The sequence below is a fragment of the Acidovorax delafieldii 2AN genome, assembly GCF_000175235.1.
Lineage (GTDB): Bacteria > Pseudomonadota > Gammaproteobacteria > Burkholderiales > Burkholderiaceae_C > Acidovorax > Acidovorax delafieldii_B.
Genome location: NZ_ACQT01000013.1, coordinates 1 through 26,955 on the forward strand (window position 1 = coordinate 1; position 26,955 = coordinate 26,955).

Below are 26,955 nucleotides of genomic sequence, written 5' to 3' on the forward strand. Positions count from 1 at the left end.
CAGCGCGGTACAGGCCGACGTGGGCCTTGCGCGCGACGTGCTGCAGGCGGGCGTGCTGGCAAACCGCCTGGGCGCCGGTTCGGGCATCGTGGAGTTTTTGCGTGGGTTCGCTGCGGGACGTGACAATGCGCCACTGCGGGCGGCGTCGTACCCTGCACGCGCCTGATGTCTGACTGCCTGTGTGCCTGAGCGTCGGCTCTCGGGCGCCCGGACCCGGGGTGGCGTATAACGCGCGGTTTGCCTGCCTTTGCGCCGCCTGCCCGCGGCCTGGCAAGGGCCCGCGCCGGTGGGTTTTGCGCTGGTGCCGTTCTTCTGATTCTTTGCTTCGTTTGCCTTGTTTCGCATGACTTCTTCTTCGCGCAGCCGCCTGTCCCTTTACCTCGACCTCGTCCGCTGGGACCGGCCCGCCGGCTGGCTCGTGCTGGTGTGGCCCACCCTGAGTGCCTTGTGGCTGGCGGCGGGTGGCTTTCCGGGCTGGCATCTGCTGGCGGTGTTCGTGCTGGGCACCGTGCTCATGCGCAGTGCCGGCTGCTGCATCAACGACGTGGCCGACCGCGACTTCGACCGCCACGTCAAGCGCACGGCGCAGCGGCCCATCACCTCGGGGCAGGTGTCGGTGAAGGAGGCCCTTGCCGTGGGCGCGGTGCTGTCGCTCATTTCGCTGGGGCTGGTGCTGACCACCAATGCGGTAGCGGTGGCCTGGTCGGTGCCGGCGCTGCTGGTGACGATTCTGTATCCGTTCACCAAGCGCTTTTTCGCCATGCCGCAGGCGGTGCTGGGCATTGCCTTCAATTTCGGCATTGTGATCGCGTTTGCTGCCGTGCAGCGGCAGGTGCCGGCCACGGCGTGGCTGCTGTGGCTGGGCAACCTGTTCTGGGTGCTGGCCTACGATACCGAATACGCCATGGTGGACCGCGATGACGACCTGAAGATCGGCATGAAGACGTCGGCCATCACGCTCGGGCGATTCGATGTGGCCGCCATCGTCGTGTTCTACCTGCTGTTTGTGGGTTTTTGGCTGGTAGCGCTTGCGCCCTATGCGCTGGGCGCTATTTTTTACGTAGCAATCGCCGTGGCGCTGGGGCAGGTGGCGTGGCACTGGTGGCTGATCCGCACGCGCACCCGCGAAGGGTGCTTTCGTGCGTTCCGCATGAACCACTGGGTGGGGTTCACGCTGTTCGCCGGCATTGCCGGCAGCTATCTGCTGCGCTGATGTGCAATGCTTTTGATAGCTATAGGTGCTTGACCAGCAAGCGCCAGAGCCTGATTTGGCATTTATTTGCCGAACTCGTCACCCAGTTCACGCGCCCGCTGGCAGGCGGCCTGCATGGCCTGCACGAACTTGTCGCCCACCGCGTCGTGCTCCATCGACTGGATGGCCGCGTAGGTGGTGCCGCCCTTGGAGGTGACACGCTGGCGCAGCACTTCGGGCGGCTCTTGCGAGCGGCGTGCCAGTTCCGATGCGCCCACGAAGGTGCCCACCGCCAGCCGGTAGGCCTGTTCGGCGCTGAGGCCCATGCCGGTGCCGGCGCGCGCCATGGCTTCAAGGAAATAGAACACGTAGGCCGGGCCCGAGCCCGACAGCGCCGTGACGGCGTCGAGCTGCTGCTCTGCCTCCACCCACAGAAACTCGCCGGTGGTGGCCATGATGGACTCGATGTTCTGGCGGTCTTGCGCGCTGACGGCGGGGCGAGCGTACAGCGCGCTCATGCCCTTGCCGACCAGGGCGGGGGTGTTGGGCATGGTGCGCACGACGCGCTCGCTGCCCAGCCACTGGGCAATGCTGTCCGAGCGGATGCCGGCGGCCACGCTCAGGTGCAGGGCTTCCTGGGCATAGGGCCTGGCTTGCGCGGCAGCGTCCTTGAAGGTCTGGGGCTTCACGGCCCAGACCACGATCTGGGCGCGCTGCAGCGCGGGGCCGGGCTCTGCCTGGGCCTGCAGTCCGTAGTTCTGGCGCAGGGCTTCGCGGGCCTCGTCCCACGGCTCGACCACTTCGATCTGGCTGGCCGGGTGGCCCTGGTGAATCAGCCCGCCAATGATGGCGCTGGCCATGTTGCCCCCGCCGATGAAGGCGATGGTGGGCAAGGAGGAAGAAGGGGTGGAAGGCGAAGCGGCGGTGGTCATGTCGGGCGGGCCCTGGGGTCAAAGCCCGCAAGTTTAGGGCGGATGCGGGGCTTTGGGGTTTGCCGGGCCTGCAGACAGCATCTGCCAGGCGTGGCGCAAGGCGCCGGCCTTGACGGCTGCGGGGCCGAGGGATTGCCGCTGCGAGGTGTGGCGCGGGCGAGCCCGTCGGCGGCGCAACGGTGCCCATCGTTGGCGTGAGCCCAGGCGCGGGGTATGGTCCGCCCCATGGCCATCCGGATGGGCAGAGGATGCCTCGCGCCGGACACGGTGCACTGGTGCCGTGCATGGGAAGTGAGCTTCATAACGATGCCGATGGTCTCCGCCATGCTGCGTTGCAAGTCCTCGCGATAGCTACGGCTATCGCTGCGGTTTGCGGCGTGCCTGACGGCGACTTCGACATCTTTGTTTCTTCAACGAGCTTCCAATGCGGGACACTGGATTCAACACCTGCAGCGGGGTGCGTCCCGCCCCATGCCGCGGTTCCGATGCGGATGGAGCGGCGGGCGCTCCCCAACGCTGCGTGACGTTCGGGTGCTGCCCGGGCCGGTGCCCGTGTGGGCGTTGCCGTGGCAGACCGGCGGCGACTACCCGGCCGTCGCCTGCCGCACCGCGTGCTCCCAGCCCGCCATGAGTTCCTGGGCGCGGGCGCTGCCAAGGGTGGGCACAAAGCGGCGGTCGGCGCGCCACAGGTGCGAGAGTTCGGCGGTGCTGCGGTACACGCCGCTCGACAGCCCAGCCAGATAAGCGGCGCCCAGGGCGGTGGTTTCGATCACGGCGGGGCGCACCACGGGAATGCCGAGCAGGTCGGCCTGGAACTGCATGAGCAGATCGTTCACACACGCGCCGCCGTCCACGCGCAGCTCGCTCACCGGCGCGCCGCCCGCGGCCACGGCGTCGCGGCTCATGGCCTGCAGCAAAGCGGCGCTCTGGTAGGCAATGCTCTCCAGCGCGGCACGTGCGATGTGGGCAATGGTCGTGCCGCGCGTGAGCCCGGTGATGGTGCCGCGCGCGTCGGGCTTCCAGTAGGGCGCCCCCAGCCCGGTGAAGGCGGGCACCATCATCACGCCGCCCGAGTCGGGCACGGTTTGCGCCAGGGATTCGACCTCGCTGCTGTTGGTGATGGCGCGCAGCCCGTCGCGCAGCCACTGCACCACGGCGCCGCCCACGAACACCGAGCCTTCCATGGCGAATTCGGGCTGCGTGGTGGCTTGCGCGGCACTGGTGGTGAGCAGTCCGTTTTGCGATGTCTGGAACGTGCCCCCTGTGTGCATCAGCATGAAGCAGCCCGTGCCGTAGGTGTTCTTGGCCATGCCGGCCGTGAAGCAGGCCTGGCCGAACAGTGCGCTTTGCTGGTCGCCCGCCACGCCGCCGATGCGCAGGGGGTGACCCAGCAGGTCGGCCGCCGTGTCGCCGAAGTGGGCGCTGGACGGCAGCACCTCGGGCAACAGCGTTTTCGGAATGCGCAGCAGCGTCAGCAGATCGTCGTCCCACTGGTTGGTGTGCACATTGAACAGCATGGTGCGCGAGGCGTTGCTGACGTCCGTCACATGCACCTGGCCATGGGTGAGCTTCCACATCAACCAACTGTCCACCGTGCCAAAGGCCAGCTCGCCGCGCTCGGCGGCTTCGCGTGCGCCGGGCACGTGGTCCAGCATCCACTGCAGCTTGGTGCCGGAGAAGTAGGCGTCCACCAGCAGGCCGGTCTTGGCCTGGATGGTGGCGGCATGGCCTTGTTCGCGCAGCTGGGCGCAGGCAGGCTCGGCGCGCCGGTCCTGCCACACGATGGCGTGGTGCACGGGCTCGCCGGTTTGGCGGTTCCACAGCACCGTGGTTTCGCGCTGGTTGGTGATGCCCACGGCGCGCACGGCGTTCGCGGCAATGCCCGCCTTGGCCAGCGCCTCGCGCGCGGTGGCCAGCTGCGTGCGCCAGATCTCCAGCGGGTCGTGCTCCACCCAGCCGGGCTGGGGGTAGATCTGCGGCAGTTCCACCTGCGCCTGCGCCACGATGTGGCCGCCTTCGTCAAAGACGATGCTGCGGGAGCTGGAGGTGCCTTGGTCGAGGGCGAGCAGGTAGGTCATAGGGCCACGAGGATAAGACAGGTGGAGCGCTGCCCTGGGCTGCGAAATTCATGGGCGCTGCGCTTGCCGTGGTTCTTCAGGTAGCTGGCGCGTTGAACACGCGCTGCCTGGGCGAGCGACGGCCGCGCAAGGGCCGCCCCCGCTGCGCAGCGGCGTTTCACTTGCGTGCGCTGGCGATGTCCCTGTTCCCACATTGCGCAGCAATTGGAGCGAAGGGGCTGAGGGCCGCGGCTCCAAGCCTGTCCGCGCAGGCTTGAACGTGCCCGAAGAGCAGTCGCATCTGGCGGTGGCGCCGAGGCGCGAAGCGACTCAAGGGGATGCACTCTGTCTGTCATGCAGCGACGGTGCAGATGACTTCGGCGTCCTGCAACAGAGCCGGAAAAGGCTCGGGCGGCGGCGCGTCGGTGAAAAGGCGATCGATTTGCTGCAAGGTGGCCAGCTGCACCATCGCCGGGCGGTTGAACTTGCTGTGGTCGGCCGCCAGCCACACCTCGCGCGCTTGCTCGATGATGGTTTGCGCCACCTTCACCTCGCGGTAGTCGAAGTCGCGCAGCGAGCCGTCGGGTTCGATGCCCGAGATGCCGATGAGAGCGATGTCCACCTTGAACTGGCGGATGAAATCCACGGCCGCCTCGCCCACGATGCCGCGGTCGCGTGCCCGCACCACGCCACCGGTCACGATGACTTCGCACCCGGGGTTGCCGCTCAGGATGGCGGCCACATTGAGGTTGTTGGTGATCACGCGCAGGCCCCGGTGGTGCAACAGCGCCTTGGCGATGGCTTCGGTGGTGGTGCCGATGTTGAGGATCAGCGAGCAGTCGTTGGGCACTTGCTGTGCCACGGCGTGCGCAATGCGGGCCTTGCCTTCGGCATTGAGCGTTTCGCGCTGGGTGTGCGCCAGGTTCTCCACCGTGGAGCTGGGCACCCGTACGCCGCCGTGGAAGCGCGTGAGCAGGCCTGATTCGGCCAGGCGCTGCACGTCGCGGCGCACGGTCTGCAGGGTCACGCCCAGGGTGTCGGCCAGTTGTTCCACGGTGGCGGATTTGCGCGCGCGGACCTCGTCGAGAAGGCGCAGTTGTCGGGGGTTCGTATTCACGCGAATGGGAAGGAGATGGGTTGGCGATTACTTTAAATCGAACAAAAACGAACCTGATCAGGGTAAACCTTGATTCGATACGATCAAAAAGGAACAAAAATGAACGCAATCGAAAACAGCAGGGTCTGCTGTGCTCCGGTGCTGCCGCACCGGGGCGACCCCTGCACATAGAAAGGTTGCGTGATGCAGCTGGCATTGGACAGCATCAGCAAGAAGGTGGGAGCGCAAACGTGGCTGCACGAGATGGGCCTGGCGCTCCACAGCGGCGCGGTGACGGTGCTGCTGGGCGCCACGCAGGCGGGCAAGACCAGTCTCATGCGCATCATGGCGGGGCTGGATGTGCCGACGGCCGGGCGCGTGCTGGTCGATGGGGTGGATGTCACTGGCGTGCCTGTGCGCGAGCGCAACGTGGCCATGGTGTACCAGCAGTTCATCAACTACCCCTCGATGAAGGTGGCCGCCAATATCGGTTCGCCCCTGAGACTGCGTGGCGAGAAGAACATTGAGGCGCGTGTGCGCGACATCGCCAGCCGCCTGCACATCGAGATGTTCCTCGACCGTTATCCCGCCGAGCTGTCGGGTGGCCAGCAGCAACGCGTGGCGCTGGCGCGTGCGCTCGCCAAGGGCGCGCCGCTGATGCTGCTGGACGAGCCTCTGGTGAACCTGGACTACAAGTTGCGCGAAGAACTGCGTGAAGAGCTGACGCAGCTGTTCGCCGCGGGCCAGTCGACCGTGGTCTATGCCACCACGGAGCCTGGCGAGGCCCTGCTGCTGGGGGGCTACACCGCCGTGCTCGACGAAGGTCGGCTGCTGCAGTACGGCCCCACGGCCGAGGTGTTCCATGCACCCAACTCGCTGCGCGTGGCGCGCGCTTTCAGCGACCCGCCCATGAACCTGGTGGCGGCATCCGCATCGCCGCAGGGTGTACGCCTGCATGGCGGCGCGGAGCTTGTGCTGCCGCTGCCCGCAGGCGTGGCAGCGGCGGCCGGCCTCACTGTGGGAATGCGAGCCAGCGCTCTGCGCGTTCAGGCCCGTCCTGGCGACGTGAGCGTGGGCGGTGTGGTGGAGCTGGCCGAGATTTCCGGCTCGGACACCTATGTGCACGCGTCGACCCCTTGGGGCAGCCTGGTTGCGCAGCTCACCGGCGTGCATTACTTTGAATTGGGCGCGGCCATCACTTTGCACCTGGATCCGGCGCAGGCCTACGTGTTTGGCGCTGATGGGCGGCTGGCGCGGGCCCCCGCGCACCGGGGAGGACGTTGAATGGCTCGCATCAGTCTTGATCTGGCGCACTCGTACAAGCCCCATCCGCAGCAGGACAGCGATTACGCGTTGTTGCCGCTCAAGATGGATTTCGAAGACGGGGGCGCCTATGCGCTGCTGGGCCCTTCGGGCTGCGGCAAGACCACCATGCTCAACATCATGTCGGGGCTGCTGGTGCCTTCGCATGGCAACGTGCTATTTGATGGCCGCGACGTGACGCGGGCCAGCCCGCAGGAGCGCAACATCGCCCAGGTGTTCCAGTTCCCGGTCATCTACGACACCATGACGGTGGCCGAGAACCTGGCGTTTCCGCTGAAGAACCGCAAGGTGCCTGAAGCGCAGATCCGGCAGCGCGTGGGCGCCATTGCCGAGATGCTGGAGATGAGCCACCAGCTCAATATGCGTGCCGCGGGCCTGTCGGCCGACCAGAAGCAAAAGATCTCGCTGGGCCGGGGCCTCGTGCGTTCGGACGTGGCGGCCGTTCTTTTCGACGAGCCACTCACCGTGATCGACCCGCACCTCAAGTGGCAGTTGCGGCGCAAGCTCAAGCAGATTCACCACGAACTCAAGCTCACCCTGATCTATGTGACCCACGATCAGGTGGAGGCGCTCACCTTTGCCGACCAAGTGGTGGTGATGACGCGTGGCCGCGCGGTGCAGGTGGGCTCTGCCGATGCATTGTTTGAAAAGCCGGCGCATACCTTCGTGGGGCATTTCATTGGATCGCCGGGCATGAACTTCCTGCCCGCGCAGGTGGAGGGCACGGCCCTGGACGTGGCTGGAAGCCGTCTCACCGCCCCAGCCGGGCGTGCCTTGCCCGGCGGCCCGTTGAAGCTAGGCATCCGGCCCGAATACCTGGCCCTGGCCCCTGCGCAGCAGCCGGGCTCCGTCGCCTGCACGGTGGCCCAGGTGCAGGACATCGGCACCTACCTGATGCTCACGGCCAAGGTGGGCGAGCACACGCTCAAGGCGCGATTCACCCCGGAAACGCGCTTGCCATCCGCTGGTGATGCCATCTGGCTGCAGGTGCTGGGGGAGCACACCTGCTTCTATCAAAACGAGGAGCTCGTGGTATGAGCGCAGCGCAGACCCGCTTCAAGCAAGCTCGCACCCCCTCGGGGGGCAACGAGGACACGCCGTGCCAAGTGTGGAGGCAAGAAGTATGAGCGCCACCACCAAACCCGTGAACCAGAAGGCCTGGTTCCTGATCCTGCCCGTGATCCTGTGTGTGGCCTTCTCGGCCATCCTGCCGCTGATGACGGTGGTGAACTACTCGGTGCAGGACATCATCTCGCCCGAGCGCCGCGTGTTCGTGGGCACCGAGTGGTTCGTGCAGGTGATGCGCGACGAGGAACTGCACGCCGCCCTGCTGCGCCAGCTCACTTTCTCGCTGGCCGTGCTGGCCGTGGAGATTCCGCTGGGCATCCTGCTCGCGCTGTCCATGCCCGCGCAGGGCTGGAAGTCGTCCGCCGTGCTGGTGGTGGTGGCGCTGTCGCTGCTGATTCCGTGGAACGTGGTGGGCACCATCTGGCAGATCTATGGCCGTGCCGATATCGGCCTCATGGGTCGGTTGCTCCAGGAGATGGGCATCGACTACAGCTACACGGGCAACGCCACGCAGGCGTGGCTCACGGTGCTGCTGATGGATGTGTGGCACTGGACGCCGCTGGTCGCGCTGCTGGCCTTTGCCGGCCTGCGGTCCATTCCGGATGCCTACTACCAGGCCGCGCGCATCGACGGCGCCAGCAAGTTCGCCGTGTTCCGCTACATCCAGCTCCCCAAGATGCGCGGCGTGCTGATGATTGCCGTGCTGCTGCGCTTCATGGACAGCTTCATGATCTACACCGAGCCTTTCGTGCTCACGGGCGGCGGGCCGGGCAATGCCACGACGTTTTTGAGCCAGTACCTCACCACCAAAGCGGTGGGGCAGTTCGACCTGGGGCCCGCGGCGGCGTTCTCGCTGATCTATTTCTTCATCATCCTGCTGCTGTGCTTCATCCTCTACAACTGGATGCAGCGCGTGGGTACCGCCAGCGACGAAGGGGCCGGCCATGAATGAAAAGCGCTTTCAGAAGCGGTCGATCTTCCTCTCCCTCTACCTGGTGTTCGCGGTGTTGCCCATCTACTGGATGGTGAACATGAGCTTCAAGACGAACGCGGAGATCCTGTCCACGTTCTCGTTCTTTCCCCAGCACTTCACCTGGGACAACTACAAGACCATCTTCACCGACGAGTCGTGGTACTCGGGCTACATCAACAGCCTGATCTATGTGGGCATCAACACGGTGATCTCGCTCACCGTGGCGCTGCCGGCCGCCTATGCGTTCAGCCGGTACCAGTTCCTGGGCGATAAGCATGTGTTCTTCTGGCTGCTCACCAACCGCATGACGCCGCCTGCGGTGTTCCTGCTGCCGTTCTTCCAGCTCTACACCACCGTGGGGCTGATGGACACGCACATCGCCGTCGCTTTGGCGCACCTCTTGTTCAACGTGCCGCTGGCGGTGTGGATCCTGGAAGGCTTCATGAGCGGCATCCCGCGCGAGATCGACGAGACGGCCTACATCGACGGCTACAGCTTTCCGCGCTTCTTTCTCACCATCTTCCTGCCTCTGATCAAGGCCGGCGTGGGCGTGGCGGCGTTCTTCTGCTTCATGTTCAGCTGGGTGGAACTGCTCTTGGCCCGCACGCTGACCAGCGTGAACGCCAAGCCCATCGTGGCCACCATGACGCGCACCGTGAGCGCCAGCGGCATGGACTGGGCGACGCTCGCCGCCGCCGGCGTGCTGACCATCGTGCCCGGCGCCATCGTGATCTGGTTTGTGCGGCACTACATCGCGAAGGGCTTCGCGATGGGACGGGTGTGATGCTCCCCCTGAGCCGCCTGCGGCGCCTTCCCCCTCCAGGGGGACGACGCCCTCACTGCGGGGCGGCCCTTTCCCGGCGTCTTTGGCCTGGGCCGCGCCAGTTTTGGGCGCTCTCAACGGAAAGGAACGTATCAGATGTTTGATTGGATGGCCTGGACCACGCCCGTGGCCGTGTTCTTCACGTGCATCGTGCTCATGCTCATCGGCATGACGGTGTGGGAGATCAAGTCGCCCACGGTGATGCGCAAGGGTTTTTTGCCCATCGAAACCACGCGTGGTGACCGGCTCTTCATCGGCCTGCTGACGGCGGCTTATGTCAACCTGATTTTCGTGGGTCTGGGCGGCAAGTTTGCCCAGTGGTTTGGCCTGGACGGCGACCCTTCGGTGTGGATCAGCTTCGCTCTGTCGATGGGGCTGCTGGCACTCATCATGCGCAAGGGCTGAGACCGCCACCGCCGTGATTTCTGTTGTGCGGCCCAACCCTTCCCCGGGGCGGCGCAACCCTTGCATCCTAAAGGGGAGATGACCATGAGGAGACAGGCACTATGAAGACGCGGTACACAGCGCTGGCACTGGCAGTGGCAGTCATGACGGGCCAGGCCGCCATCGCAGGCGAGGCGGAAGCCAAGAAATGGATCGACAGCGAGTTCCAGCCCTCCACGCTGAGCAAGGATCAGCAAATGGCGGAGATGAAATGGTTCATCGACGCGGCCAAGAAGCTGCAGGCCAAGGGCGTGAAGGAGATCTCGGTCGTCTCCGAAACCATCACCACCCACGAGTACGAATCCAAGACCCTCGCGAAGGCCTTCGAGGAAATCACGGGCATCAAGGTCAAGCACGACCTGATCCAGGAGGGCGATGTGGTCGAGAAACTGCAGACCTCCATGCAGTCGGGCAAGAGCATTTATGACGGCTGGATTTCCGATTCCGACTTGATCGGCACGCACTACCGGTACGGCAAGATCATGAACCTCACCGATTACATGGTGGGGGCGGGCAAGGAATACACCAACCCGGGTCTGGACTTGAAGGACTTCATCGGCACCAAGTTCACTACCGCGCCGGACGGCAAGCTGTACCAGTTGCCCGACCAGCAGTTCGCCAACCTGTACTGGTTCCGTGCCGATCTTTTCGACCGCAAGGACATCAAGGACAAGTTCAAGGCGAAGTATGGTTACGAACTGGGTGTGCCGTTGAACTGGAGCGCCTACGAGGACATCGCCGAGTTCTTCACCAACGACGTGAAGCAGATCGACGGCAAGGCTATCTATGGCCACATGGACTACGGCAAGAAGGACCCGTCGTTGGGCTGGCGCTTCACCGATGCATGGCTCTCGATGGCCGGCTCGGCGGATATCGGCAACCCCAACGGCCTGCCGATCGACGAATGGGGCATCCGAGTGGCCGACGACAAGTGCACTCCGGTGGGTGCCTCGGTGGCCCGTGGCGGCGCGACGAACTCGCCCGCAGCCGTCTACGCGCTGACCAAGTACGTGGACTGGATGAAGAAGTACGCGCCCAAGGAAGCCACCGGCATGACCTTTGGCGAAGCCGGCCCAGTGCCGGCGCAGGGCCAGATCGCCCAGCAGATCTTCTGGTACACCGCCTTCACCGCCGACATGAACAAGCCCGGCCTGCCCGTGGTGAATGCCGATGGCACACCCAAGTGGCGCATGGCGCCCGGCCCCAACGGCCCGTACTGGAAGCAGGGCATGCAGAACGGCTACCAGGACGTGGGTTCGTGGACCTTCTTCAAGAACCATGATGCCGACAAGACGGCTGCCGCCTGGCTGTATGCCCAGTTCGTGACGGCCAAGACCGCCTCGCTGAAGAAAACCATGGTGGGCCTGACGCCGATCCGCGAGAGCGACATCCAGTCCAAGGCCATGACGGACATGGCGCCCAAGCTTGGTGGTTTGGTCGAGTTCTACCGCAGCCCGGCCCGCGTGGCCTGGTCGCCCACCGGCACCAACGTGCCCGACTACCCCAAGCTGGCCCAGCTGTGGTGGAAGAACGTGGCCCAGGCCGTCACGGGCGAGAAGACGCCGCAGGGCGCCATGGACACGCTGGCCGACGAAATGGACCAGGTCATGGCACGGCTGGAGCGCGCCGGTATGGAGCACTGCGCGCCCAAGCTGAATCCCAAGAGCGATCCATCGAAGTGGCTGAGCACCAAGCAGGCGCCCTGGGCCAAGCTGGCGAACGAAAAACCAAAGGGTGAAACCATTGCCTACAACAAGTTGTTGCAGGCGTGGAAGGACGGCAAGGTGCGCTGATCAGTACCGTACCGCGGTGCTTGCCCCCTCGCTGCCGTGCCGCCCGGCGGCAGGGGGGGGGGGGCTTCCTCGCCGGCCTTTGGCTCCCGCAGAATTTGGCGGCGGCAGTGTGGGCCATTCCAGTTGGCGGGACAATATCAAGGGTTTACCCTTATTTTTATGGTGACCCATGGACAATGGACTCCCATGACTTCTGTTTCTGCTCCCCTGCCTACGCGCCGTGATGAACTGCTCGCCCGTCTGGGCGAACCTCGCACCTTTGATCTTGCCGTCATTGGCGGAGGGGCGACCGGACTGGGGGTGGCGCTGGACGCAGCAGCCCGGGGTTTCAGCGTGGTGTTGGTGGATTCGCATGACTTCGCCAAAGGAACCTCGTCCCGGGCGACCAAGCTGGTGCATGGCGGCGTCCGGTACCTTGCCCAGGGCAACATCGCACTGGTCAGGGAAGCCTTGCATGAGCGCACGACCCTGCTGCACAACGCCCCTCACCTGGCGCAGCCTTTGCCTTTCGTGATGCCTTCCTATAAATGGTGGGAAACCCCGTTCTACGGGGCGGGCCTGATGACATACGACGTCCTCGCGGGCAAGGCTGGGCTCGGCGCCACCGAGTTTCTGGGGGCGAGGCGCACCTTGCAATGCCTGCCCACCGTCCGAACTGAGGGCCTCAAGGGTGGCGTCAAATATTGGGATGGCCAGTTCGATGACGCCCGGCTGGCCCTGGCCCTGGCCAGAACCGCAGCCAGCCTCGGCGCGCTCGTGCTGAACTATTGCCCTGTGCGTGCACTGATCCACGAGGGCACCAGCGTGGCGGGGCTGGTCTGCGAGGATGCCGAAAGCGGGCGCCAGTACACGGTGCGGGCGCGTTGCGTTGTCAACGCCACCGGCGTGTGGGTGGACACCTTGCGGCAGATGGATGGGGAGGCCCTGGGGCGACCGGTGACTCCCATGGTGGCGCCCAGCCAGGGCGTCCACATCGTGGTGGATCGCGAATTCCTTCCCTCGGACCACGCTTTGATGGTTCCCAAAACAGCCGACGGGCGGGTCTTGTTTGCCGTGCCATGGCTCGGGAAGCTCATTCTGGGCACCACGGACAGCCCTCGGCAGGATGTGGTGCGAGAGCCCGAGCCCTTCCGGGAGGAGGTGGACTTCATCCTCAGCGAGTCGGCGCGATATCTGACCCGTGCCCCCAAGGCGCAGGACATCCGCAGCATCTGGGTGGGGCTGCGCCCTTTGGTGAAGCCGCAGGATGACGATGGCGAGAACACCAAACGAATCAGCCGCGAGCACACGGTTTTGGCAAGCCGCAGCGGCCTGGTGACGGTGACCGGTGGGAAATGGACAACCTATCGCGCCATGGCAGAGGATGTGTTGCAAAAATGCTTCGCTCTGCAACTCCTGCCCGAGAAGCCTGCGGGCGTTACAAATCATCTCCCCATGGTGGGGTCGCCGGCGCCGCAGGCGCTTCCTCGTATCAGCGAGCCTCAGGGAATGCACTCGTATGGCGCTGAAGCCAGCTTTGTGGGCAGTCTGCCCGGCGGGACCCATCAGATGCGCGAAGGGCTGACCGAGGCGATGGTACGGTTTGCAGCGCGTTACGAGTACGCCCGAACAGTGGAAGACATGCTGGCGCGCCGCTCGCGGCTCCTTTTTCTGGATGCGAAGGCGGCCATGGAACTGGCGCCCCAGGTTGCGGCAATCCTTCAGGAAGAGTTGGGCATCAACCCCCGGTTGGAAGAATTTCTGGTCCTGGCGCAACAGTATTTGCATGCGCCGGCTTGCTAGTGCTTGACTTGCCTCGCGGCCTTTGCAATAATCGAGGGCTTCGCGTTCAAACCGCGAAGTTTCTGCCCAGCGGGAAGTGCTGCAAATGGTTTGCGGCGCGGACGACGGGCCCAAGACTGACTGGCTGATCTGCAGCCCTTGAGAAGTTCTCTGGGGCTGTTGTCTTCTGGTGCAAGTTGGGAATATTGAAATGATCCAGACAGAATCTCGGTTAGAGGTTGCCGATAATACCGGCGCTAAGTCCGTCCTTTGCATCAAGGTGCTGGGTGGCTCGAAGCGTCGCTATGCAAGCGTTGGCGACATCATCAAGGTGAGCATCAAGGAAGCAGCTCCGCGTGGCCGCGTCAAAAAAGGCGAGGTTTACAGCGCAGTGGTGGTCCGTACGGCGAAGGGTATTCGTCGTGGCGATGGCTCGCTCGTTAAATTCGACGGCAACGCTGCGGTGTTGCTCAACTCCAAGCTGGAGCCTATCGGCACCCGCATCTTTGGCCCCGTGACGCGTGAACTGCGTACCGAGCGGTTCATGAAGATCGTGTCCCTGGCTCCCGAAGTTCTCTGAGGACGCGCCATGAACAAGATTCGCAAGGGCGACGAAGTCATCGTGCTGACCGGCCGTGACAAGGGCAAGCGTGGCACCGTCACGCTGCGCAAGGATGACTCGCATGTGGTCATCGAAGGCATCAACCTCGTCAAGAAGCACGCCAAGCCAAACCCCATGAAGGGTACGACCGGCGGCATCGTTGAGAAAGCCATGCCGATCCATCAGTCCAACGTGGCGATTTTCAATGCCGCCACCGGCAAGGCTGATCGCGTGGGCATCAAGGTGCAGGCTGACGGTTCGCGCGTTCGCGTGTTCAAGTCCAGCGGTGCCGAAATCAAGGCGGCCTAAGGGGTAAACATGGCACGACTGCAAGAAATTTACCGCGACAAGATCGCCCCCGAGCTGACCAAGCAGTTCGGTTACACCTCGCCAATGCAGGTTCCACGTCTGACCAAGATCACCCTGAACATGGGTGTGAGTGAGGCCGTGTCGGACAAGAAGGTGATGGACAACGCCGTGGCGGACCTGACCAAGATCGCGGGCCAGAAGCCTGTGGTGACCAAGGCCAAGAAGGCTATCGCTGGTTTCAAGATCCGCGAAGGCCAGGCCATCGGTTGCATGGTCACGCTGCGTGGCGTGCAGATGTATGAGTTCCTGGATCGTTTCGTGACCGTGGCTCTGCCCCGCGTTCGTGACTTCCGTGGTATCTCTGGCCGCGCCTTCGACGGCCGTGGCAACTACAACATCGGTGTCAAGGAACAGATCATTTTCCCTGAAATCGAGTACGACAAGGTTGACGCCCTGCGCGGTCTCAATATCAGCATCACCACGACGGCCAAGTCTGACGAAGAAGCCAAGGCGCTTCTCGCCGGTTTCCGTTTCCCGTTCAAGAACTGAGGCGAAGCATGGCTAAAGTAGCTTTGATCCAGCGCGAACTGAAGCGCGAAAAATTGGCAGCCAAGTACGCAGCAAAGTATGCAGAACTGAAGGCTATTGCTGGCGACGCAAAGCGCAGCGACGAAGAGCGTGACGCAGCCCGTCTGGGCCTGCAGAAGCTTCCTCGCAATGCCAACCCGACGCGTCAGCGCAACCGTTGCGAAATCACCGGTCGCCCACGTGGAACGTTCCGTCAATTCGGTCTGGCCCGCGCCAAGATCCGCGAACTGGCTTTTGCAGGCGACATCCCCGGTGTCACCAAGGCCAGCTGGTAAGCAGGCAGGAGAGATACAACATGAGCATGAGTGATCCCATCGCTGACTTGCTGACCCGCATTCGCAACGCACAAATGGTCTCGAAGGCCACGGTGCTGGTGCCTTCTTCCAAGGTGAAGATTGCCATCGCACAGGTGCTGAAGGACGAGGGTTATATCGACGGTTTCCAGGTGAAGACCGAAGCCGGCAAGTCCGAACTTGAAATCGCCCTGAAGTACTACGCAGGTCGTCCCGTGATTGAGCGCATCGAGCGCGTCAGCCGCCCTGGACTGCGTGTCTACAAAGGCCGTGATTCCATTCCACAAGTCATGAACGGCCTGGGTGTGGCAATTGTCACGACACCCAAGGGTGTGATGACCGATCGCAAGGCGCGCGCTACCGGTGTTGGTGGCGAAGTGCTTTGCTACGTGGCCTAAGCGCGGCATTGAGGAGAAACTGAAATGTCCCGAGTAGGAAAAATGCCCGTGACCATCCCCGCTGGCGTGGATGTGTCCGTGAAAGATGACCAGATCTCCGTGAAGGGTTCTGGTGGTTCCCTGTCGTTGGCGCAGAACGTGCTGGTGAAGGTGTCGAGCAATGATGGCAAGCTCAGCTTTGAGCCCATCAACGACTCGCGCGAAGCCAATGCCATGAGCGGCACGATTCGCCAGCTCGTCAACAATATGGTGGTTGGCGTGAGCAAGGGCTTCGAGAAGAAGTTGACACTGATCGGCGTGGGCTACAAGGCTGCTGCGTCCGGTGCCAAGCTGAACCTGGCCGTCGGTTATTCTCACCCCGTCAATATCGAGATGCCCGCAGGCATCACGGTTGCAACCCCCACGCCCACTGAAGTGGTTGTGAAGGGTGCGGACCGTCAGCGCGTGGGTCAGATTGCCGCCGAGATTCGTGCTGTTCGTCCGCCCGAGCCCTACAAGGGCAAAGGCATCCGCTATGCGGACGAAAAAATCACGATCAAAGAGACCAAGAAGAAATAAGGAGCTGCAACATGTTGACCAAGAAAGAGCAGCGTCTTCGTCGTTCGCGTCAAACGCGCATCCGCATTGCACAGCAAGGCGTTGCACGTCTGACGGTGAACCGTACGAACCTCCATATCTATGCGAGCGTGATCTCCGGCGACGGCAGCAAGGTGCTGGCCAGTGCATCCACGGCAGAAGCCGACGTGCGCAAGTCGCTCGGCGGCTCGGGCAAGGGTGGCAATGCCGCTGCAGCCCAGATCATCGGCAAGCGCATCGCTGAAAAGGCGAAGGCTGCCGGCGTCGAGAAGGTTGCATTTGATCGCGCAGGCTTTGCCTACCACGGTCGCGTCAAGGCTCTGGCCGACGCAGCCCGTGAAGCCGGCCTGCAGTTCTAAGCGGAGCGGAATACAAAATGGCTAAATTTCAACCCAAAGTGCAAGACGAAGGTCGTGACGACGGTCTGCGCGAAAAAATGATCGCGGTCAACCGCGTGACCAAAGTCGTGAAGGGCGGCCGCATTCTCGGCTTCGCTGCATTGACTGTGGTTGGCGATGGTGACGGTCGCGTGGGCATGGGCAAGGGCAAGTCCAAGGAAGTGCCTGCAGCTGTGCAGAAGGCCATGGAAGAGGCCCGTCGCAACATGGTGAAGGTTTCGTTGAAGAACGGGACGATCTTCCATAACGTGACCGGTCACCACGGCGCTGCTGTAGTGATGATGGCTCCGGCTCCCAAGGGTACCGGCATCATCGCTGGTGGTCCCATGCGCGCGGTTTTCGAGGTGTTGGGCGTGACGGATATCGTGGCCAAAAGCCATGGTTCGTCGAACCCTTACAACATGGTCCGTGCAACGTTTGATGCGCTTGTCAATTCGACCACTCCGTCGAATGTGGCAGCCAAGCGCGGCAAGACAGTCGAAGACATCTTCGCCTGAATCGGAGCTGGAATATGACAACGCAACAAACCGTCAAGATTCAACTGGTGCGCAGCCCCATCGGCACCAAGGAATCGCACCGCGCCACTGTCCGTGGCCTGGGTCTTCGCAAGCTGAACAGCGTCAGCGAACTGAAGGACTCGCCCGAAGTGCGCGGCATGATTAACAAGATCAGCTATCTGGTCAAAATCGTCTGAGAGATCGATCATGGAACTCAATAGCATCAAGCCCGCAGACGGCGCCAAGCATGCCAAGCGCCGTGTAGGCCGTGGTATCGGCTCCGGCCTGGGCAAGACCGCTGGTCGTGGTCACAAGGGTCAGAAGTCGCGTTCGGGCGGGTACCACAAGGTAGGTTTCGAAGGCGGTCAGATGCCTTTGCAACGTCGCTTGCCCAAGCGTGGTTTCAAGTCGCACCAACTGAAGTTCAATGCAGAAGTCACCTTGACGGCTTTGGACCAGCTGGGTCTGGCAGAGGTTGACGTCCTGGCGCTGAAGCAAGCAGGCTTGATCGGTGAACTCGCCAAGGTGGTGAAGGTCATCAAGAGCGGTTCCCTCACCAAAGCTGTCAAGCTCAATGGTGTGGGTGCTACGGTGGGTGCCAAGGCGGCTATCGAAGCCGCTGGCGGCAGCGTCGCCTGAGTGTGGCTCTGAAGGAAGGCATCTGTGGCTACTAGCGCGGCTCAAATTGCAAAGACCGGCAAGTTCGGCGATCTGCGTCGCCGTCTGGTTTTTCTGTTGCTTGCGCTGGTCGTGTATCGCGTCGGGGCTCATATCCCCGTGCCTGGTATCGATCCAGCCCAACTCCAGCAGCTGTTCAGTGGCCAGCAAGGCGGCATTCTGAACCTGTTCAACATGTTCTCCGGCGGTGCGCTCTCGCGCTTCACGGTGTTTGCTCTGGGGATCATGCCGTACATCTCGGCATCGATCATCATGCAGCTGATGACCTATGTGGTGCCAACGTTTGAACAGTTGAAGAAGGAAGGCGAAGCTGGCCGCCGGAAGATCACGCAGTACACCCGTTATGGAACGCTTGGTCTGGCTCTTTTTCAGTCGCTCGGCATTGCTGTGGCGCTGGAAAGTTCTGTCGGCTTGGTATTGAGCCCGGGTTTCGGGTTCCGCATGACGGCTGTGGTCAGCTTGACGGCCGGCACAATGTTCCTGATGTGGCTGGGTGAGCAGATCACCGAGCGCGGCTTGGGGAATGGGATTTCGATCCTGATCTTTGCGGGCATTGCAGCCGGTCTGCCAAGTTCCATCGGGGGTCTTCTGGAACTGGTTCGTACCGGCGCCATGAGTATCCTGGCTGCTATTTTCATCGTTCTCGTCGTTGGTCTGGTGACCTACTTCGTAGTCTTTGTGGAGCGTGGCCAGCGCAAGATTCTGGTGAACTATGCGCGCCGGCAGGTCGGCAACAAGGTCTACGGTGGTCAGTCGTCGCATCTTCCGCTGAAGTTGAACATGGCGGGCGTGATCCCTCCTATCTTTGCTTCGTCGATCATTTTGCTGCCGGCGACGGTGGTGAATTGGTTCAGTGCAGGTGAGTCGATGCGCTGGTTGAAAGACATTTCGGGTGCGCTGACCCCTGGCCAGCCGATCTACGTGATGTTTTATGCCGCAGCTATCGTGTTTTTCTGTTTCTTCTACACGGCGCTGGTGTTCAACAGCCGTGAGACGGCGGACAACCTGAAGAAGAGCGGTGCGTTCATCCCAGGCATTCGCCCCGGTGAGCAAACGGCACGTTACATCGACAAGATTTTGGTTCGACTGACTTTGGCAGGTGCCGTGTACATCACGTTCGTTTGCCTTCTGCCAGAATTCCTGATCTTGAAGTACAACGTTCCGTTCTATTTTGGCGGGACCTCGCTGCTGATCATCGTGGTGGTGACCATGGATTTCATGGCCCAGGTTCAAAACTACATGATGTCGCAACAGTACGAGTCGTTGCTCAAGAAGGCCAATTTCAAGGGCAACACGGGCAGTTGATGAGGCGGCAGCCGCGCTTGCGGTTGCCGGCTGCGAAGATCTCGATATCGTTAAGTTGAAGCCCCACGGTTTTCGCGGGCACACAATGTGTTCCGTGCAAAGCAGCCGGGACGGATGGAAAAGTTTTAGGAGAATGCAATGAGAGTTTCGGCTTCGGTCAAAAAAATCTGCCGCAACTGCAAGATCATCCGCCGCAAGGGTGTGGTGCGTGTGATCTGCACGGATCTGCGTCACAAGCAGCGCCAAGGTTGATTGGAAAGTATTAGAGGACGCATATGGCACGTATCGCTGGCATTAACATTCCGCCGCACAAGCACGCGGAAATCGGTTTGACCGCCATTTTTGGCATTGGTCGCACCCGCGCTCGCAAGATCTGCGAGGCAACTGGTATCGCTTACAGCAAGAAGATCAAGGATCTTTCTGATAGCGATCTGGAAAAAATCCGTGAGCAGATCGAACAGTTCACCATCGAAGGTGACCTGCGCCGCGAGACCACGATGAACATCAAGCGCTTGATGGATATCGGTTGCTACCGTGGTTTCCGCCATCGCCGCGGCCTGCCGATGCGTGGTCAGCGTACCCGTACCAATGCCCGTACTCGCAAGGGTCCGCGCAAGGGTGCAGCGGCACTGAAGAAATAAAGATTGAGAGATCAATATGGCTAAATCACCTGCCAATAACGCCGCCCAGCGCGTACGCAAGAAGGTTCGCAAGAACGTTTCTGACGGCATTGCACACGTGCATGCTTCGTTCAACAACACCATCATTACGATTACCGATCGCCAGGGCAATGCACTGTCGTGGGCATCGTCTGGCGGTCAAGGATTCAAGGGTTCGCGTAAATCCACTCCGTTCGCTGCTCAGGTGGCATCGGAAGTGGCAGGTCGCGCTGCCATCGACCAAGGTATCAAGAACCTGGATGTAGAGATCAAGGGCCCTGGTCCTGGACGCGAATCCTCTGTGCGCGCTCTGGGCGCACTGGGCATCCGCATCACTTCGATTTCCGATGTGACGCCGGTGCCCCACAACGGTTGCCGCCCTCAGAAGCGTCGTCGTATCTAATTCTCTAAGCCCACCGCCACCTGTCCACGCCTCGGCGCTGCAGGTGGCTCCCGCAATGTTTTGCGGTAGATGACATAAAGGAAGCTCAAGTGGCACGTTACCTCGGCCCCAAGGCCAAACTCTCCCGCCGTGAAGGCACGGACCTGTTCCTCAAGAGCGCTCGCCGCTCGATTGCCGACAAGTCCAAATTCGATTCGAAGCCTGGTCAGCACGGCCGCACTTCGGGTGCTCGCACCTCTGATTACGGCCTGCAACTGCGCGAAAAGCAGAAGGTCAAGCGCATGTACGGCATTTTGGAGAAGCAATTCCGCCGTTACTTCGAAGCAGCAGACGGTCGCAAGGGGAATACCGGCGCCAACCTGCTGTTCCTGCTGGAATCCCGTCTGGACAATGTTGTGTACCGCATGGGTTTCGGCTCCACGCGTGCAGAAGCTCGTCAGCTGGTGTCCCATAAAGCCATCACCGTGAACGGCCAGTCGGTCAACATCCCTTCCTATCTGGTGAAGGTTGGTGATGTGGTTGCCGTGCGCGAGAAGTCCAAGAAGCAGAGTCGTATTGTTGAAGCCCTTCAACTGGCAGCCCAAGTGGGTATGCCTGCCTGGGTGGAAGTGAACGCCGACAAGGCCGAAGGCATCTTCAAGAAGGTGCCTGACCGTGATGAATTTGGCGCCGACATCAACGAATCCCTGATCGTTGAGTTGTACTCGCGCTAATCGCACGGTACGTATTTCGAGAAAACCGTCCCTGAACCGCGAGGCATCGCGGTTTAGGCGCTTCACCAGCCTTACCGGTGTAACGAGCTGGGGGTATTGAGAGGAAGTCTGAATGCAAACCAATTTGCTGAAACCCAAGGCGATCAATGTCGAGCAGCTTGGCCACAACCGTGCCAAGGTCGCACTGGAGCCGTTCGAGCGTGGGTACGGCCACACGCTGGGCAACGCCATCCGGCGTGTCCTGCTCTCGTCCATGGTGGGTTACGCAGCGACGGAAGTCACGATTGCAGGGGTGCTGCACGAGTATTCGTCCATTGATGGCGTTCAAGAGGACGTGGTCAACATCTTGTTGAACCTCAAGGGTGTGGTGTTCAAGCTCCACAACCGTGACGAAGTGACGTTGAGCCTGCGCAAGGATGGCGAAGGTGTGGTCACTGCCCGCGACATCCAGACCCCTCATGACGTGGAAATCGTCAACCCTGATCATGTGATCGCTAACCTGTCGGCAGGCGGGAAGCTGGACATGCAGATCAAGGTCGAGAAGGGCCGTGGCTACGTGCCGGGTAACCTGCGCCGTTATGCGGACGAATCGACCAAGTCGATTGGCCGCATTGTGCTGGACGCGTCGTTCTCGCCCGTAAAGCGCGTGAGCTACACCGTGGAAAGCGCTCGCGTGGAGCAGCGTACCGACCTGGACAAGCTGGTTGTCGAGATCGAAACCAATGGTGCTATCACTGCCGAAGATGCAGTGCGAGCCTCGGCCAAGATTCTGGTGGAACAACTGGCTGTGTTTGCACAGCTGGAAGGTGGCGAGCTGGCCGCGTTCGACGCACCTGCAGGTCCACGCGGCAATGCCACGTTTGATCCGATCCTGCTGCGCCCCGTGGACGAGTTGGAACTGACCGTGCGTTCCGCCAACTGCCTGAAGGCCGAGAACATCTACTACATTGGTGATCTGATTCAGCGCACCGAGAACGAGCTGCTCAAGACGCCGAACCTGGGCCGCAAGTCACTCAATGAGATCAAGGAAGTGCTCGCATCACGTGGTCTTACGCTGGGCATGAAGCTTGAGAATTGGCCACCAGCTGGCCTGGACAAGCGCTGAGCGGGCCCTTTATAATAAAAAGCTTCCCCCAATTTAAGGGGGAAGCCTAAATTTAGTCCTCCGCAAGGGGGACTTTTTGTTCCCTGTATGGGGGACTGTGCCTCGGGAAGTACCTGACACGGCTGCCCGATTTAATTACATAGACAGTAGAAGGAAAGCACCATGCGCCACGGACACGGCCTCCGCAAACTCAATCGCACCAGTTCGCACCGCCTCGCGATGCTGCAGAACATGATGAACTCGCTCATCGAGCATGAAGTCATCAAGACCACCGTTCCCAAGGCCAAGGAATTGCGCCGCGTGATCGAGCCCATGATTACCCTGGCCAAGGAAGACTCCGTCGCCAACCGCCGTTTGGCATTCAATCGCCTGCGCGACCGCGACAGCGTGACCAAGCTCTTCAATGACCTCGGCCCTCGCTTCAAGGTTCGTCCTGGTGGTTACACGCGCATCCTGAAGATGGGTTTCCGCGTGGGCGACAATGCTCCCATGGCGGTGGTTGAATTGGTGGATCGTGCTGCTGAAAGTGAAAATAATTCGGCAGCAGCTGAATAATAGGGTATAATTTATTTCTTGCCGCGCGATGGAGCAGTCTGGTAGCTCGTTGGGCTCATAACCCAAAGGTCGGAGGTTCAAATCCTTCTCGCGCAACCAATAAAATAGCGGTTCTCGCTAATAGTAAACGCCCACTTCTTAGTGGGCGTTTTTGTTTGTGCCCAAGTTGTGCCCATTCTGTGCCCGTCTTGTGCCCACGCAGATTTAGCCGATCACGATTGTGACCATTGGGTGGGGTTGGCTAATTTCGCTGGAACTGCTGACTTTCCAAGGCTGGATGCTGTCATCCGCTGATCGCCAGACATGCGTCCCATCGCGATATAGCCGCCATCATCGATCTCCCGGTAACCAAGCGCCTTCCCCAGGGTTGCCGCCGAGCGGATGTGTTCTCCCGCGAGGCATTGGCCCCCGCAAACCAATCTTGGGCAGTGTGGATCACGGAGCCTAACCGTCGGCAGGCAGCGGCTTGAAGGACACGTCGCGCTGCCAGCTGCACGCGTCCTACGTCCTGATGCACCGAGTGGTCGTTTTCCGTCCCGACCAGCGCCAGGCGCGGGTTGACGGCCAAGCCTTCCCACTTTTCGACCAGACACCGCCCAGGCCGGCCAGCGAGGGCGAGGCCAGCGTGGCGGCCCGCAGCCAGGTCTAGGCAGGGCGCGGCCTGCTTGGCCGTTGGATGGCCGGCGCTCGACGATGCCGAGGCGGGCCCAGGGCTTGAAGTGCCTACAGACCGCTACGCGAGAGCAGGCCCGCGATGCCCACCGACTGCTACGGGTCTACAGGGACTTTCCGGCAAGTCAACCGTTGACCTTGCATATTTCGGCCTCCTTTGCTGTTCAACCAGCAAGTGTTGGGCGCGAATCTTGAAGCATTGACCGAGCAAGGGCAGACTGCACATCTACAGGCGGGCTTGTTTCGGTGGTGTGCACCGAGGCCCCAGATACGAACCGCTCAGCAGGGCTCCATTCGAGAGGAGTGGTCAGGTGACGCCTGCCACGGACCCAAAGCCCCAGACCAACTAACGCCAAGCAGAATCCCTACGGCAATGCCCTCAGGCCAAAATTCCCCATATCTTTCAGCATCCACTCCGCGCAGTGCGGACATGGTTCTGTACCTGGACCTTGACGGTGTTGTCCACCACGAAAAAGTGCTCTGGCATCCCCGCAAGGGCATTTACATGAGTCCGTACGAGGCGGCTGGACATTCTCTTTTCGAATGGGTTCCTATCTTGGAGTCTGTGCTTGAACCCTACCCAACAGTCGCCTTGGTACTGAGTAGCACCTGGTGCATCCGTCCCGGATACAGCGCAACCCTCAAACGGTTTCCGGCCTCCCTGCGTGCCCGGTTCATTGGTGGGACGTACCACGGACGCGTGCATGGTGTGGACCCCTGGAACCTGTCCATGTTCCGCACCACCCCCCGGGGCGTGCAAGTTCAGGAAGACACGCTGCGCCGAAAGCCCCGGCAGTGGATAGCTCTCGATGACGACCTGGAAGATTGGCCTGACTCCTGTCGTCAAAACCTCGTTGCATGCGATGGAACGACAGGCTTGTCCAACCCCGACGTCCAACAGGAACTGAGGGAAAAGTTGCACTGCTGCTTTGTGGATTTGTCAGCCAAACCCGCTTAGGACTGCCATCGACAGGTGGTAGGGGGCTTGGCTGATCATTGAGTCCGGCAGGCTTGCCACCGATCCGTTCAATTGACTCTGAGATTGGGCGCACTCGACTGGCACGTATAGGCACCCTGCATTGGGCCATTGCGCTGCAGGCAGGGAGGGGGCAGCCATGCTTCGGTTTGACCCGAGTCAAGTCAAAGTCTGAATCAGGCTGATCCCTGACCTTGGGTTCGCATTGATCTGTGACTCCATTCGGATCATAAGCAGTCGACGCAAAGTCCATTTGCCCCGTTCGATCCAAGTCAGCCTTGTCTGCAGAGACTTGTTGGGTATGCCAGAGCGCTGCACGCTGATCTATGGCTCTGGCAAGGTTAAATTTGTAGATGCGCCGAGCGCTGAGCAACTTGAGAAGCTCAAGCGAAGCTGACGCGCATGGAGGTGAAGCTTCCTCTGCCTAGCCACGGCGCAATGGCCTCGCCTCGAGCGCTCAAAAATGGCCCCCGTAAAACGCGCCGACGGGGCGGCAGCTCGGCCATGGTCATCGTCAACCGCAGGCCCGCTCATTGGCCGCGTTGCTGCGTCATCTAGTCGTCGACTGGCGACATCAGTCATGTATGGCTTGCCGCACCCTGCTGTGCTACAAGAATCCAGAAATTCTGCAGGGAGGAACAAGATGAAGCTCAAGCACATCGCAATATCAAACTTCAAGGGCATCCAGGCCGACAACCTCAGTCCGGAGTCCTTCACATGCCTCGTCGGCGAGAACAATGCGGGCAAGTCGTCGGTCATGCAAGCCATCGTCTTTGCGTTGAACCGACCCAAGAACATACCGTCCGCTCACTTCTATGACTCGAGCCAGCCGGTGTCCTTCGATTTTGAGCTCTCAGGCGTCACGGAGGCGCACCTGGCTCGCCTGTCTGACGAAGCGAAGGGCAAGATTGCGGGACTCATTGTTGATGAGGAATTAGCGCTCCGCGTGGCCTATGCACCAGGGGAGTCGGTCAGCATCCAGGTGAAGGCGCAGCAGCCGAAGGAGGAGCGCTACAGGTCAGACGCGATTGACGCAGCGCTGTCCGGCAAGAAGGGGCAGGCGGCCATTGAGGAAGCCCTTTGGTCGGCTTACCCCGAGTTCAAGGCAGCGTACTCCGAGCCGCTGAAGCTGCTCGGAACGGCCAAGGCATTCGTCAAGGAGCAAGTTGCCAAGCTTCCGCCCGAACAGTTCACGTCGGGATACACCGCCCTGCCCTCCGGCATCAGCGCCTCGATTTCGCCGCTCCTGCCTGAGCCCATCTACATCCCGGCCGTCAAGAATTTGAACGACGACCTGAAGACATCCCAGTCGACGTCGTTCGGTCGCCTATTGGGTCTCCTGTTGGAAGACATGGCCGAAGACCTTGTCCACGTAAACACAGCGCTGGAAAAGGTGAACTCGCTCTTCAACCGCGTCACCATAGAAGGGAAGGTGGTCGATGGCCGCCACGCCAAAGTCCGTGACCTAGAGAGTGAAGTGGAAGGACTGCTAAGCGCGAACTTTCCAAATGTGAGAGTGCAGCTCGAGATTCCGCCGCCGGAACTGAAGACCATCCTCAATGCCGCTCAAATTTTCATCGACGACGGCTCGCACGACCTCATCGACAACAAGGGCGATGGCATCAAACGGTCGTTGACGTTCGCCCTGCTGCAGGCCTACGTGAATCGGCAGGATAAGCAGAAGGTTCAGGTCGACGCTGGTGGTAAGGCGCCGCGTCCACTCATTTTTCTCTTCGAGGAGCCTGAGCTCTACCTGCATCCGCGGTCGCAACGAGTCCTCTTCAACACGCTGGCTCGCATCTCAGAGAACTATCAGGTCCTCGTGACGACACATTCGCCCCTGTTCTTCGCCCCAGGCGTCACCGCATCGTTCGTGCGGGTCGCAAAACAGGCAGCAGCGCCAAAGCCAATCGCCAAGCTGTTCCCAGTGAACTTTGCGCTCAACAAAGCTGATGCAGAGACATTCCGCCTTGCCCGGTTCGAGCACGCAGACGCGGCGTTCTTCAGCCAGAGCGTGGTGCTCTTCGAGGGCGAATCGGACGATGCCTACTGCAAGCACGTCGCCCAGTTGTTCAAAGATGAGTGGGATTTCGAACGGCGGAACGTCGCGCTTGTTCGGGTGTCCGGCAAGGGGAACTTCCTGAAGTTCCGTAACTTCTTCGAGAGCTTCGGCATCTCGGTTCGCCTGGTCGCCGACTTGGACGCAATCTTCGACGGCTTCAAGCACTTGGGCACTGACAAGAAGTCCTCAGACCTTCGCGACAAGCTGCTGCAGACGCTTGATGGACGGATTGCGGCATTGGGAACGAAGGCAGAACCCAAGCCGCGCCAAATTCAGCGGCGTGCGAACCAGGATTCATGGAAAGACAGGTACGAAGCCGCCAAGGCGGCGCTCCAAGCCGTACAGGCAGGCGCCCCGGTGGACGCCAAGACCTACGAGGCCCTCGAAGGTCTATTTGTTTGGGAGAAGGAAATTGCCCGGATGCGGGTCTGCACTGAAGACGCGGAAGCCGCTGCGGCCCTCGTTCCCTTGTTGGACTGCCTGCGCGAGCAGGGAGTCTGCGTTCTCTCGAGAGGCGCGATTGAGGACTACTACCCCGCTGCAGCGCCCGGGTCCGGCCCCAAACCCGACCGTGCGCTTGCAGCATGTGCGGCTGTCCTGACGCGCGAGGAGGCGACAGCCCTGTCAAAACCGTTGGCGGCCGGCCGGCCGACTGAGCTTGAAGATGTCTTCGAAGCTCTGTTCAAGCATTGAGCCGGAGGAAAC

At 61.5% G+C, this 26,955-nt stretch carries 31 protein-coding genes and 1 tRNA gene; 29 read left to right on the plus strand and 3 right to left on the minus strand.

The window, feature by feature from the left end:
• The first annotated feature begins 343 nt into the window (after nucleotides 1-343).
• Nucleotides 344-1,213, plus strand: a complete 870-nt coding sequence (gene ubiA / locus ACDELDRAFT_RS03800) for a 4-hydroxybenzoate octaprenyltransferase (protein ID WP_005793609.1) — start codon at nucleotides 344-346, stop codon at nucleotides 1,211-1,213.
• Nucleotides 1,214-1,275: 62 nt separating this feature from the next.
• Here ubiA and proC read toward each other — a convergent pair whose 3' ends face one another.
• From proC to ACDELDRAFT_RS03815, 3 genes are all read right to left on the minus strand, one after another.
• A complete protein-coding gene (gene proC / locus ACDELDRAFT_RS03805) occupies nucleotides 1,276-2,124 on the minus strand; it encodes a pyrroline-5-carboxylate reductase (protein ID WP_005793611.1) in 849 nt (282 codons plus the stop codon).
• Between the two features lie 584 nt (nucleotides 2,125-2,708).
• Nucleotides 2,709-4,202, minus strand: coding sequence for a glycerol kinase GlpK (gene glpK / locus ACDELDRAFT_RS03810; RefSeq protein WP_005793613.1), 1,494 nt, complete (start codon nucleotides 4,200-4,202; stop codon nucleotides 2,709-2,711).
• Nucleotides 4,203-4,533: 331 nt separating this feature from the next.
• Nucleotides 4,534-5,298, minus strand: a complete 765-nt coding sequence (locus ACDELDRAFT_RS03815) for a DeoR/GlpR family DNA-binding transcription regulator (protein ID WP_005793615.1) — start codon at nucleotides 5,296-5,298, stop codon at nucleotides 4,534-4,536.
• A 183-nt stretch (nucleotides 5,299-5,481) separates the two neighbouring features.
• On the opposite strand from ACDELDRAFT_RS03815, the gene ACDELDRAFT_RS03820 reads away from it, so the two are divergent.
• The 28 genes from ACDELDRAFT_RS03820 to ACDELDRAFT_RS03955 all read left to right on the plus strand — a co-directional run bounded on the left by ACDELDRAFT_RS03820 (nucleotide 5,482) and on the right by ACDELDRAFT_RS03955 (nucleotide 26,943).
• On the plus strand, nucleotides 5,482-6,561 hold the full coding sequence (locus ACDELDRAFT_RS03820; RefSeq protein WP_005793616.1) for an ABC transporter ATP-binding protein: 1,080 nt from the start codon (nucleotides 5,482-5,484) through the stop codon (nucleotides 6,559-6,561).
• The gene (locus ACDELDRAFT_RS03825; RefSeq protein ID WP_005793617.1) at nucleotides 6,562-7,638 is read left to right on the plus strand and encodes an ABC transporter ATP-binding protein; all 1,077 of its coding nucleotides are present in this window, start codon (nucleotides 6,562-6,564) and stop codon (nucleotides 7,636-7,638) included.
• Nucleotides 7,639-7,723: 85 nt separating this feature from the next.
• Entirely contained in the window at nucleotides 7,724-8,620 is an 897-nt protein-coding gene (locus ACDELDRAFT_RS03830) for a carbohydrate ABC transporter permease (protein ID WP_005793619.1), read from the plus strand.
• Nucleotides 8,613-9,425, plus strand: coding sequence for a carbohydrate ABC transporter permease (locus ACDELDRAFT_RS03835; protein ID WP_005793620.1), 813 nt, complete (start codon nucleotides 8,613-8,615; stop codon nucleotides 9,423-9,425). Before ACDELDRAFT_RS03830 ends, ACDELDRAFT_RS03835 begins: the two co-directional genes overlap by 8 nt.
• 135 nt (nucleotides 9,426-9,560) lie before the next feature.
• Complete coding sequence (locus tag ACDELDRAFT_RS03840; RefSeq protein WP_005793622.1) at nucleotides 9,561-9,869, plus strand: DUF2160 domain-containing protein; 309 nt, start codon at nucleotides 9,561-9,563, stop codon at nucleotides 9,867-9,869.
• 101 nt (nucleotides 9,870-9,970) lie between these two features.
• Complete coding sequence (locus ACDELDRAFT_RS03845) at nucleotides 9,971-11,701, plus strand: ABC transporter substrate-binding protein (RefSeq protein ID WP_005793624.1); 1,731 nt, start codon at nucleotides 9,971-9,973, stop codon at nucleotides 11,699-11,701.
• Nucleotides 11,702-11,887: 186 nt separating this feature from the next.
• A complete protein-coding gene (locus ACDELDRAFT_RS03850; protein ID WP_005793625.1) occupies nucleotides 11,888-13,483 on the plus strand; it encodes a glycerol-3-phosphate dehydrogenase/oxidase in 1,596 nt (531 codons plus the stop codon).
• Nucleotides 13,484-13,673: 190 nt separating this feature from the next.
• On the plus strand, nucleotides 13,674-14,042 hold the full coding sequence (gene rplN / locus ACDELDRAFT_RS03855; RefSeq protein WP_005793627.1) for a 50S ribosomal protein L14: 369 nt from the start codon (nucleotides 13,674-13,676) through the stop codon (nucleotides 14,040-14,042).
• A gap of 9 nt (nucleotides 14,043-14,051) precedes the next feature.
• Complete coding sequence (rplX, locus tag ACDELDRAFT_RS03860; RefSeq protein WP_005793629.1) at nucleotides 14,052-14,372, plus strand: 50S ribosomal protein L24; 321 nt, start codon at nucleotides 14,052-14,054, stop codon at nucleotides 14,370-14,372.
• Nucleotides 14,373-14,381: 9 nt separating this feature from the next.
• Entirely contained in the window at nucleotides 14,382-14,921 is a 540-nt protein-coding gene (gene rplE / locus ACDELDRAFT_RS03865) for a 50S ribosomal protein L5 (RefSeq protein WP_005793632.1), read from the plus strand.
• An 8-nt stretch (nucleotides 14,922-14,929) separates the two neighbouring features.
• Nucleotides 14,930-15,235: a 30S ribosomal protein S14 gene (gene rpsN / locus ACDELDRAFT_RS03870; protein WP_005793633.1), complete on the plus strand. Its 306-nt coding sequence runs from the start codon at nucleotides 14,930-14,932 to the stop codon at nucleotides 15,233-15,235.
• A gap of 20 nt (nucleotides 15,236-15,255) precedes the next feature.
• The gene (rpsH, locus tag ACDELDRAFT_RS03875) at nucleotides 15,256-15,651 is read left to right on the plus strand and encodes a 30S ribosomal protein S8 (protein WP_005793636.1); all 396 of its coding nucleotides are present in this window, start codon (nucleotides 15,256-15,258) and stop codon (nucleotides 15,649-15,651) included.
• 24 nt (nucleotides 15,652-15,675) lie between these two features.
• Nucleotides 15,676-16,209, plus strand: a complete 534-nt coding sequence (gene rplF / locus ACDELDRAFT_RS03880; RefSeq protein WP_005793637.1) for a 50S ribosomal protein L6 — start codon at nucleotides 15,676-15,678, stop codon at nucleotides 16,207-16,209.
• 11 nt (nucleotides 16,210-16,220) lie between these two features.
• On the plus strand, nucleotides 16,221-16,586 hold the full coding sequence (gene rplR / locus ACDELDRAFT_RS03885) for a 50S ribosomal protein L18 (protein ID WP_005793639.1): 366 nt from the start codon (nucleotides 16,221-16,223) through the stop codon (nucleotides 16,584-16,586).
• Between the two features lie 17 nt (nucleotides 16,587-16,603).
• Complete coding sequence (gene rpsE / locus ACDELDRAFT_RS03890) at nucleotides 16,604-17,122, plus strand: 30S ribosomal protein S5 (RefSeq protein WP_005793642.1); 519 nt, start codon at nucleotides 16,604-16,606, stop codon at nucleotides 17,120-17,122.
• Between the two features lie 14 nt (nucleotides 17,123-17,136).
• A complete protein-coding gene (rpmD, locus tag ACDELDRAFT_RS03895) occupies nucleotides 17,137-17,319 on the plus strand; it encodes a 50S ribosomal protein L30 (RefSeq protein ID WP_005793644.1) in 183 nt (60 codons plus the stop codon).
• 10 nt (nucleotides 17,320-17,329) lie between these two features.
• Nucleotides 17,330-17,761: a 50S ribosomal protein L15 gene (gene rplO, locus ACDELDRAFT_RS03900; protein WP_005793646.1), complete on the plus strand. Its 432-nt coding sequence runs from the start codon at nucleotides 17,330-17,332 to the stop codon at nucleotides 17,759-17,761.
• A gap of 24 nt (nucleotides 17,762-17,785) precedes the next feature.
• Nucleotides 17,786-19,105 carry a preprotein translocase subunit SecY gene (secY, locus tag ACDELDRAFT_RS03905; protein ID WP_005793648.1) on the plus strand — a complete coding sequence of 440 codons (1,320 nt, stop codon included), beginning with the start codon at nucleotides 17,786-17,788 and terminating at the stop codon, nucleotides 19,103-19,105.
• A 138-nt stretch (nucleotides 19,106-19,243) separates the two neighbouring features.
• Nucleotides 19,244-19,357 (plus strand): 50S ribosomal protein L36, encoded by a 114-nt coding sequence (gene rpmJ / locus ACDELDRAFT_RS03910; protein ID WP_005793651.1) that lies wholly within the window; start codon nucleotides 19,244-19,246, stop codon nucleotides 19,355-19,357.
• A 23-nt stretch (nucleotides 19,358-19,380) separates the two neighbouring features.
• Entirely contained in the window at nucleotides 19,381-19,746 is a 366-nt protein-coding gene (rpsM, locus tag ACDELDRAFT_RS03915; protein WP_005793659.1) for a 30S ribosomal protein S13, read from the plus strand.
• Between the two features lie 16 nt (nucleotides 19,747-19,762).
• A complete protein-coding gene (gene rpsK / locus ACDELDRAFT_RS03920; protein WP_005793662.1) occupies nucleotides 19,763-20,167 on the plus strand; it encodes a 30S ribosomal protein S11 in 405 nt (134 codons plus the stop codon).
• Nucleotides 20,168-20,256: 89 nt separating this feature from the next.
• Nucleotides 20,257-20,880, plus strand: a complete 624-nt coding sequence (gene rpsD, locus ACDELDRAFT_RS03925) for a 30S ribosomal protein S4 (protein ID WP_005793664.1) — start codon at nucleotides 20,257-20,259, stop codon at nucleotides 20,878-20,880.
• Between the two features lie 112 nt (nucleotides 20,881-20,992).
• Nucleotides 20,993-21,985, plus strand: a complete 993-nt coding sequence (locus tag ACDELDRAFT_RS03930) for a DNA-directed RNA polymerase subunit alpha (protein ID WP_005793666.1) — start codon at nucleotides 20,993-20,995, stop codon at nucleotides 21,983-21,985.
• Between the two features lie 162 nt (nucleotides 21,986-22,147).
• A complete protein-coding gene (gene rplQ, locus ACDELDRAFT_RS03935) occupies nucleotides 22,148-22,540 on the plus strand; it encodes a 50S ribosomal protein L17 (RefSeq protein WP_005793668.1) in 393 nt (130 codons plus the stop codon).
• 22 nt (nucleotides 22,541-22,562) lie between these two features.
• Nucleotides 22,563-22,639, plus strand: a tRNA-Met gene (locus ACDELDRAFT_RS03940).
• Nucleotides 22,640-23,006: 367 nt separating this feature from the next.
• Nucleotides 23,007-23,189: a hypothetical protein gene (locus ACDELDRAFT_RS03945; protein WP_040328026.1), complete on the plus strand. Its 183-nt coding sequence runs from the start codon at nucleotides 23,007-23,009 to the stop codon at nucleotides 23,187-23,189.
• Nucleotides 23,190-23,642: 453 nt separating this feature from the next.
• Nucleotides 23,643-24,170, plus strand: a complete 528-nt coding sequence (locus ACDELDRAFT_RS03950; RefSeq protein WP_005793669.1) for an HAD domain-containing protein — start codon at nucleotides 23,643-23,645, stop codon at nucleotides 24,168-24,170.
• A 661-nt stretch (nucleotides 24,171-24,831) separates the two neighbouring features.
• Nucleotides 24,832-26,943, plus strand: coding sequence for an AAA family ATPase (locus ACDELDRAFT_RS03955; RefSeq protein WP_005793671.1), 2,112 nt, complete (start codon nucleotides 24,832-24,834; stop codon nucleotides 26,941-26,943).
• Nucleotides 26,944-26,955 lie beyond the last annotated feature (12 nt).